General features: G+C 65.5%; 7 protein-coding genes and 1 riboswitch. Of the genes, 3 read left to right on the top strand and 4 right to left on the bottom strand.

Features of this window, described 5'->3' with window-relative positions; all coding sequences use genetic code 11:
* Nucleotides 1-929 (bottom strand): 2'-deoxycytidine 5'-triphosphate deaminase (locus tag ACREC7_RS14820; protein WP_431556462.1); only part of this gene is annotated, 929 nt, incomplete at its 3' end.
* Between the two features lie 234 nt (nucleotides 930-1,163).
* A riboswitch (SAM riboswitch) is annotated at nucleotides 1,164-1,242 on the top strand.
* Nucleotides 1,243-1,311: 69 nt separating this feature from the next.
* Here ACREC7_RS14820 and ACREC7_RS14815 point away from each other — a divergent pair.
* From ACREC7_RS14815 to argE, 3 genes are all read left to right on the top strand, one after another.
* Nucleotides 1,312-2,514 (top strand): O-succinylhomoserine sulfhydrylase, encoded by a 1,203-nt coding sequence (locus ACREC7_RS14815; RefSeq protein ID WP_431556461.1) that lies wholly within the window; start codon nucleotides 1,312-1,314, stop codon nucleotides 2,512-2,514.
* 200 nt (nucleotides 2,515-2,714) lie between these two features.
* The gene (locus ACREC7_RS14810; protein WP_431556460.1) at nucleotides 2,715-3,002 is read left to right on the top strand and encodes a DUF2277 domain-containing protein; all 288 of its coding nucleotides are present in this window, start codon (nucleotides 2,715-2,717) and stop codon (nucleotides 3,000-3,002) included.
* Complete coding sequence (gene argE, locus ACREC7_RS14805) at nucleotides 2,983-4,170, top strand: acetylornithine deacetylase (protein ID WP_431556459.1); 1,188 nt, start codon at nucleotides 2,983-2,985, stop codon at nucleotides 4,168-4,170. Before ACREC7_RS14810 ends, argE begins: the two co-directional genes overlap by 20 nt.
* A 106-nt stretch (nucleotides 4,171-4,276) precedes the next feature.
* Here argE and ACREC7_RS14800 read toward each other — a convergent pair whose 3' ends face one another.
* The 3 genes from ACREC7_RS14800 to ACREC7_RS14790 form a co-directional block, all read right to left on the bottom strand.
* Complete coding sequence (locus ACREC7_RS14800) at nucleotides 4,277-5,245, bottom strand: Hsp33 family molecular chaperone (RefSeq protein WP_431556458.1); 969 nt, start codon at nucleotides 5,243-5,245, stop codon at nucleotides 4,277-4,279.
* Nucleotides 5,245-6,234 carry an ornithine carbamoyltransferase gene (gene argF / locus ACREC7_RS14795; protein WP_431556457.1) on the bottom strand — a complete coding sequence of 330 codons (990 nt, stop codon included), beginning with the start codon at nucleotides 6,232-6,234 and terminating at the stop codon, nucleotides 5,245-5,247. Before argF ends, ACREC7_RS14800 begins: the two co-directional genes overlap by 1 nt.
* Nucleotides 6,235-6,259: 25 nt before the next feature.
* Nucleotides 6,260-7,154 (bottom strand): aspartate aminotransferase family protein (locus tag ACREC7_RS14790; protein WP_431556456.1); only part of this gene is annotated, 895 nt, incomplete at its 5' end.

Here is a 7,154-nt window from a genome sequence, read left to right as displayed (position 1 = left end):
ATCTCCGCCACATAGGCGGGCGGCACCGACACGCTTTCCTTGGACGCGAGGATGTAGAACTCATGCGGGTCGAGCACGAGGCGGCGGTCGGCCGCGAGACGCACGCTCTCCCAGAACTGATCGAGCTCGTAGGCGCCGACCTCATCGACATCGATGACGCCGGCGTAGCGGCGGGCGCGATAACCGACGAGGCCTGACGGCACCGCCGGGGTCAGGCTGATGCGCAAGTTCAGCCCCTCGCGGATGGCGGCGTCGCCCTCTACCAGCCCGACATCGGAGTGGATTTCGCGCAACGCGCGGTCGCGCACGCGTCCGGGCCGCTCATCGGCGTCGAGCTGCTGGCCGACGCGGCGCAGGAACCTGATCTGGTTCAGCCGCGAGCCGTAGCGGACCTTGATGGAGAAGGTGCGCGGGCAAATCTCGGCAAAGAGCGGGCCGCTATAGCCTTCCTCCACTGCGTCGAAGCTATCCTGCCGGTCGGCGATCAGGCGGGTGAACACGTCGATGCGGCCGATCGAGCTTTTCGGATTGGCGAAGGCGGCGATGGTGGCGCGCAAGTTCAGCTGCTCGATCAGCGGCACGAGATAGACGCAGCCGGCTTCGAGCACGGCGCCATGGGTGAGATCGATCTCATGGAACTTGAGCTCGGCAAGCTTGTCGCGCACGCTCGCGTTCGGCCCGGGCAGGAAGCTCGCGCGAATGCGATAGGCGACTTTGCCAAGCCTGAGATCGAGGCTCGCAGGCTGGATCTGGTCTGCCGTGATCTCCGGCGCCGCCCTGATCTCGCCTCCGGCGATCAGCGATTTCAGCGCCTGGGAGGGCAGGATGCCGGTGCGGGCGAAGGAGCCTTTCACCGGCGCCCGCGGCTCGGCGCGCGGCCTTTCGGGAAGGCCGTCAAACAGCTTCTCGCGCTCGCTTGCCTGCTCCATGGGTCATCTTCTTTGGCACTGCCTGAGGCGTCCGTCATCCTTACCTTGCCCTTCTCCCCCGGATTCACAAGAGGAGGCAACCTATGGGAATCGTCATGCCCGGACTTGATCCGGGCATCCATACCGTTACGGCCGAGCGTGTTGAAGGGCCAGGGGAATGGATTGCCGGGTCAAGCCCGGCAATGACGCGTCAATGGCGGTAAGGCTTGACGTAACGCCTTGCTAGCGACATTAATCCCGCCTCGTGGTGATTTGGCCGGCCGGCTTGCAGCCACGTTAAACAAGTCGCTAAAAGGGCCGTGCGAGCAATCCCGGTCTTCTTGGCGGCGCGCCAAGTCCCGGGTTTTTTTGTGCCCGCAGGTGAGCTTAAGGAGTGAAGGCCATGGCGGCAAAGAAGGGCAAGAAGAAAGAGGGGCAGCCTTGGCGCCCGGCGACCAGGCTCGTGCATGAGGGCGCGCTTCGGAGCCAGTTCGGCGAGACGTCGGAAGCCATCTTCCTCAGCTCAGGCTACGTCTATGAGAGCGCCGAGCAGGCCGAGCGCCGCTTCAAGGGCGACGAGGAAGGCTTCGTCTATAGCCGCTATTCCAATCCCACGGTTTCCATGTTCGAGGCACGCATGTGCGCCCTGGAAGGAGCAGAAGCCGCGCGGGGCCTGGCAAGCGGCATGGCGGCCGTCACTGCCTCGCTGCTCTCGTTTCTCAAGGCCGGAGACCATGTGGTCTCGGCGCGCGCCCTGTTCGGAAGCTGCCGCTACGTCGTCGAGGATCTACTGCCGCGTTTCGGCATCGAGAGCACGCTGATCGACGGCCGCGATCTTTCCACCTGGGAGGCGGCGATGCGGCCGAACACCCGCGCCGTGTTCTTCGAGACGCCCACCAATCCGGTGCTCGAGCTGGTCGATATCGAGGCGGTGGCCAAGATCGCGCATAAATTCGGCGCGCTCGTGGTGGTGGACAATGTGTTCGCCACGCCGATGCTGCAGCGGCCGATGCCGCTCGGCGCCGATATCGTGGTCTATTCGGCGACCAAGCATATCGACGGCCAGGGGCGGTGCCTCGGCGGCGTGGTGCTGGGCAAGAAGGACTTCATCGAGGAGAAGCTGCACACTTTCATCAAGCAGACCGGCCCATCGCTCAGCCCGTTCAACGCCTGGGTGCTGCTCAAGGGTCTCGAGACGCTGCCCTTGCGGGTGGAGCGTCATTGCGCCTCGGCGGCGGCGATCGCCGATTTCCTTGCCGAGCGCGAGGATGTGGCCCGCGTGTTCTATCCCGGCCGCGCCGATCACCCGCAGGCAGCACTCGCCAAGCGGCAGATGGCTGGCGGTGGTCCCATGGTCGCCTTCGAGGTGAAGGGCGGGAAGCGGGAAGCCTTCCGCTTCATGAACGCGCTCAAGATCTTCAAGATCAGCAACAATCTCGGCGACGCCAAGAGCCTCGTCACGCATCCTTCGACCACGACGCATCAGCGGCTGACACCAGAGCAGCGTGCCGAGCTCGGCATTTTCGACCGGAGCGTGCGCCTCTCCGTCGGGCTTGAGGACGTTGACGATCTCGCCGACGATCTCGACCAGGCGATCCGCGTCTGAGCCCTCATGGTGAGGAGCGCGGGCTTTAGCCCGCGCGTTCTCGAACCATGAGGCCAAACAGGGCGCCCCTCTCACCCTTCGAGACGGCGCTCACGCGCCTCCTCAGGGTGAGGGTCATGTTTCTGCGTGCCCGTGCCTTGCCCGCGGCAGGCCGGTATGCCACCCTTTTTGCGAAATAGGGCTATCGCGTGAGGATGATCATGTGTCGAAACATCAAGACCCTGCACAATTTCGAGCCTCCGGCCACTGAGGAAGAGATCTACCTGTCCTCCCTGCAATTCGTCCGCAAGCTCTCCGGCTTCGCGCAGCCGTCAAAGGCAAACGAGGCCGCCTTCGATCGCGCGGTGAACCAAGTCTCTAAGGCCGCACGCGAATTGATCGACACGCTCGTCACCAACGCTCCACCGCGCGACCGCGAGGTCGAAGCGATCAAGGCTCGTGCGAGATCGGCGGAGCGCTTTCGCTCAGATGTCAGCCAGCGGACCTAAGCGCGAGACGACTGGAGCCGCAGAGCCCTCGGTGCAGGAGCTGCTGAAGACGCTCGTCGCTTTCGACACCACGAGCGCGAAATCGAATCTGAAGCTGATCGAGTTCGTGCGCGCCTATCTCGACGGCCACTGCATCGCTTCAACGCTGATCCCCTCGGAGGACGGGACGAAAGCGAGCCTGTTCGCCACCATCAGTCCCAGCGGCAAGGGCGGCATCGGACTTTCCGGTCATAGCGACTGCGTCCCGGTCGAAGGCCAGAATTGGGCGAGCGATCCGTTCACGCTCACCGCGCGGGACGGCAAGCTCTATGGCCGCGGCGCCTGCGACATGAAGGGATTCCTGGCGTGCGTTCTCGCTTCCGTGCCGCTTTTCATGTCGCGCCAGTTGAAGGAGCCGGTGCATATCATCGTCTCCTATGACGAAGAGGTCGGCTGCACCGGGGTCCGCCCGCTGATCGCCCGGCTTGGCCACGACCTTCCGCGCCCCCGCGCCATCATCGTCGGCGAGCCGACCAATATGCGGGTGATCGAGGCGCATAAGCGCGTCGACGCCTATCGCACGACGGTGACGGGGCGCGAGGCGCATTCGAGCCTGCCGCAACTCGGGGTCAACGCCATTTCTTTCGCTGCCGAGATGATCGAGGAGATCGATCGGATCGGCGCGACGCTCTCGGCCGAGACGAACGACCGCTTCGACCCGCCCTCCTCCACCGTACAGGTGGGAACCATCGAAGGCGGCACGGCACCCAACATCGTGCCGAAGACCTGCCGGTTTCAATGGCAGGTGCGAGGCCTGCCGGAGGCAGACCCTGACTTCCTGCCGAAACGGCTCGAGGCATACGCGGAGCAGAGGCTGCTGCCGCGCATGCGGCGCGTAGCCCCGGCGGCGTCGATCGAGACGCTGCGTCGGGGCAGCGTGCCGGCGTTCCTCGCCAAGCCTGGCTCGGAGGCCGTCGCCTTGGCCATGGCGCTTACCGGCGCCAACAGCACGAGCACGGTGTCGTACGGGACGGAAGCCGGGCTGTTCGAAGAGGCCGGCTGCCCGACGGTGATCTGCGGCCCCGGCGATATCGCGCAAGCCCACGCTGCGGACGAGTTCGTCCCCACGGCGCAGCTCGATTCCTGCATGGCGTTCCTCGCCAAGCTCGCGGAGACGCTCAGCGCCTAAATTGTCATGCCCGGCCTTGTGCCGGGCATCCACGAATTCAAGTCATCCAGAAAAACCGTGGATGGCCGGGACAAGCCCGGCCATGCCGAAAGAATTGAGTAGAGGGCTAATCCGGCTCGCCGGATTTGCCGAAAGACGCCGGATCGAACTGGTAGCGGCTGTTGCAGAACTCGCAGGTCACCCACACCTCGCCGTCGACCACCATGTCCTTCAAATCTTCGCTGGTGAAGCGCCGCAGCAGCTCCTCGACGCGCTCGCGCGAGCAGCTGCAATAGGTCTCTAGGCCGATCGCCCGATAAGCGCGCACCTGCTCCTCATGGAACAGCCGGTAGAGCAGCCGGTCGGGCGGAAGCAGCGGATCGAGCAGCTCGTGATCCTCGACGGTCTCGGCCAGCGCTCTCGCCCGCATCCAATCCTCTTCCTCGAAGCCGCCGACCGAGGGGCCGCGGCCCCCTTCGCGGGTGAGCTTTTGAACGAGCAGCCCGCCGGCCCGCCACGTCCATGGCCGCCCGCCGGCCTGCCCCGCGCGATAGTGCTTCGCCACGGCGAGCCTGATGTAAGTGGGAAGCTGTTCGGACTGCCGGAAATAGGTGTCGGCGGCCTCGGTCAGGCTCTCGCCTTCGAGCGGCACCACGCCCTGATAGCGCTCCGTGTCGGAGCCTCGGTCGATGGTCATGGCAAAATGCCCCTGGCCGAGGAGCTTGGCGAGCACGCTGTCGCCAGTCCCGAGCGCCTCGACGCGATCGACTGAGAAGCGCGCGTAGCCGCGCAAGCCGCCAGGCACCTGGTAATCGGCGACCAGCAGATCGACGGGACCGTCGGTCGAGGCCTGCAGGATGAACTTGCCCTCGAATTTGAGCGCGGCGCCGAGCAGCGCCGTGAGGGCCACAGCCTCGCCCAAGAGCTGCGACACCGGCTCAGGGTAATCGTGGCGCGACAGGATGGTGTCCACTACGGGTCCAAGCTTGACCAGGCGGCCGACCACGTCGGCCTGATCGGCCTGGAACGGCAGGATCAGATCGTCGGCCGGAATGACGAGCTCGATGCGCTCCTGCGAGGACGATTCAGACGCCATCACTTGGCTCCGACCCGCTCCGGCCGGCGGCCCTTGGCGCCAGGGAGCGTCACGGGCGCATCGGCACGTGAAGCATCTAGGCACCAGGCAAGGATGGCCTTCTGCACATGCAGCCGGTTCTCGGCTTCGTCCCACACCACCGACTGCGGGCCGTCGATCACCTCGGCCGCGACTTCGTCACCGCGGTGCGCCGGCAGGCAATGCATGAAGATGGCGTTCGGTTGGGCGCATGCCATCGCGGCGCGATCGACCTGGAACGGCTTCAACAGGCTCTTGCGCTTCTTCTTGTCCTCGCCGTCTCCCATGGACACCCAGACGTCGGTGACCACGCAATCGGCGCCGCGGGCGGCGGCATGGGGATCGTGCCCGACCTTGACCGAGGCGCCCTCAGCTTTGGCCCAGGCAATCAGCTCGGGCGCCGGCTTGAACTTTTCCGGACAGCCGAGCTTCAGGGCATAGCCGAAGCGGGCGGCACCGTGCACCCAGGAGGTCGCGACGTTGTTGGCGTCGCCGAGCCAAGCCACGGTCGCGCCTTCGATCGAACCTTTTTTCTCCTCGAAGGTCATGACGTCGGCCATCACCTGGCAGGGATGCGACAGGTTGGTGAGCCCGTTGATCACCGGCACGGTGGCATGCGCGGCAAGCTCGAGAAGCTTGCCGTGCGAGCCGGTCCTCAGCATGATCGCATCCACGTAGCGCGACAGCACGCGGGCGGTGTCGGCGACGGTCTCGCCCCTGCCGATCTGCATGTCGGCCGGGCTCAGCGTGATCGACGTTCCGCCGAGTTCGTGCATGGCCACCTCGAACGACACCCGCGTCCGCGTCGAAGGTTGCTCGAAGATCATGGCGAGCACGGCGCCAGGCCTGATATTGACCTTGTCCGGCAGGCGCGAGCGCCCAAGCGCCTTCATGGCGTGAGCATCGTCGAGGATCGCGCGCAAAGTTTGGCGGGGAAGCGCGTCGATATCGAGAAAGTGCCTTGGCTGCATAAGAGTGACTTCTCGGCTAGCGCCGTCAGGCCGGGGCGGCCGCGCCGGTCTCCAACGCCACACAGGCGGCATCGATCTTAGCGCAAGCCTCGTCGATTTCCGCTTCGCTCACGATGAGCGGCGGCAAAAGACGCACCACATTGTCGCCGGCCTGCACCGTGAGCATGCGTTGGGCGGCGAGCGACTGGAGCAGGGCCTGGTTCGGCACCTTGCATTTCAGCCCGAGCATGAGACCCTGGCCACGCACCTCCTCGATGACGCCGCCGTGCTCGTCCTTGAGCCCAGCGAGCCGCTGCTTGAGCCTGAGCCCCATCGCCGCGACGTGATCGAGAAAGCCCGGCGCCAGCACCACATCGAGCACAGCATTGCCTACGGCCATGGCAAGAGGATTACCGCCGAAAGTCGAGCCGTGGCTTCCGGGCGTCATGGCGGCGCCAACCTTCTCCGTGGCGAGGCAGGCGCCGACCGGGAAGCCGCCGCCAAGTCCCTTGGCGGTTGCCATGACGTCGGGGGTGATGCCTGCCCATTCATGGGCGAACAGGCGCCCGGTGCGACCCATGCCGCTCTGTACCTCATCGAGCAAAAGCAAGATTCCCTTCTCGTCGCAAAGGGCGCGCAAGTCCCGCAAGAACGGCCAGGAGACCTCGCGCATGCCGCCCTCGCCCATGATCGGCTCGATCATGACGCCGGCCGTGGTGTCGCCGATGACGGCCTCCACGGCGCCGATATCGCCGGTAGCGACGTGATCGAAGCCGTCGACGGGTGGCCCGAAGCCCTCGAGGTGCTTGGGCTGGCCGCCGGCGGCGATGGTGGCGAGAGTCCGCCCGTGAAAGGCGCCTTCGAAGGTGACGAAGCGGTAGCGCTCAGGCGCCCCTTGCTTGAAATGATAGCGGCGCGCCACCTTCATGGCGCCTTCGACC

It is taken from the genome of Methyloceanibacter sp. (assembly GCF_050728395.1).
Classification (GTDB): domain Bacteria; phylum Pseudomonadota; class Alphaproteobacteria; order Rhizobiales; family Methyloligellaceae; genus Methyloceanibacter.
This window is presented reverse-complemented; position numbering and strand designations above follow the sequence as displayed.

Excerpts from the sequence above, each read along its gene's own strand:
- ACREC7_RS14815 (WP_431556461.1), top strand. The coding sequence starts at position 1,312 with ATGGCGGCAAAGAAGGGCAAGAAGAAAGAGGGGCAGCCTTGGCGCCCG.
- ACREC7_RS14810 (WP_431556460.1), top strand. The coding sequence starts at position 2,715 with ATGTGTCGAAACATCAAGACCCTGCACAATTTCGAGCCTCCGGCCACT.
- argE (WP_431556459.1), top strand. The coding sequence starts at position 2,983 with ATGTCAGCCAGCGGACCTAAGCGCGAGACGACTGGAGCCGCAGAGCCC.
- ACREC7_RS14800 (WP_431556458.1), bottom strand. The coding sequence starts at position 5,245 with ATGGCGTCTGAATCGTCCTCGCAGGAGCGCATCGAGCTCGTCATTCCG.
- argF (WP_431556457.1), bottom strand. The coding sequence starts at position 6,234 with ATGCAGCCAAGGCACTTTCTCGATATCGACGCGCTTCCCCGCCAAACT.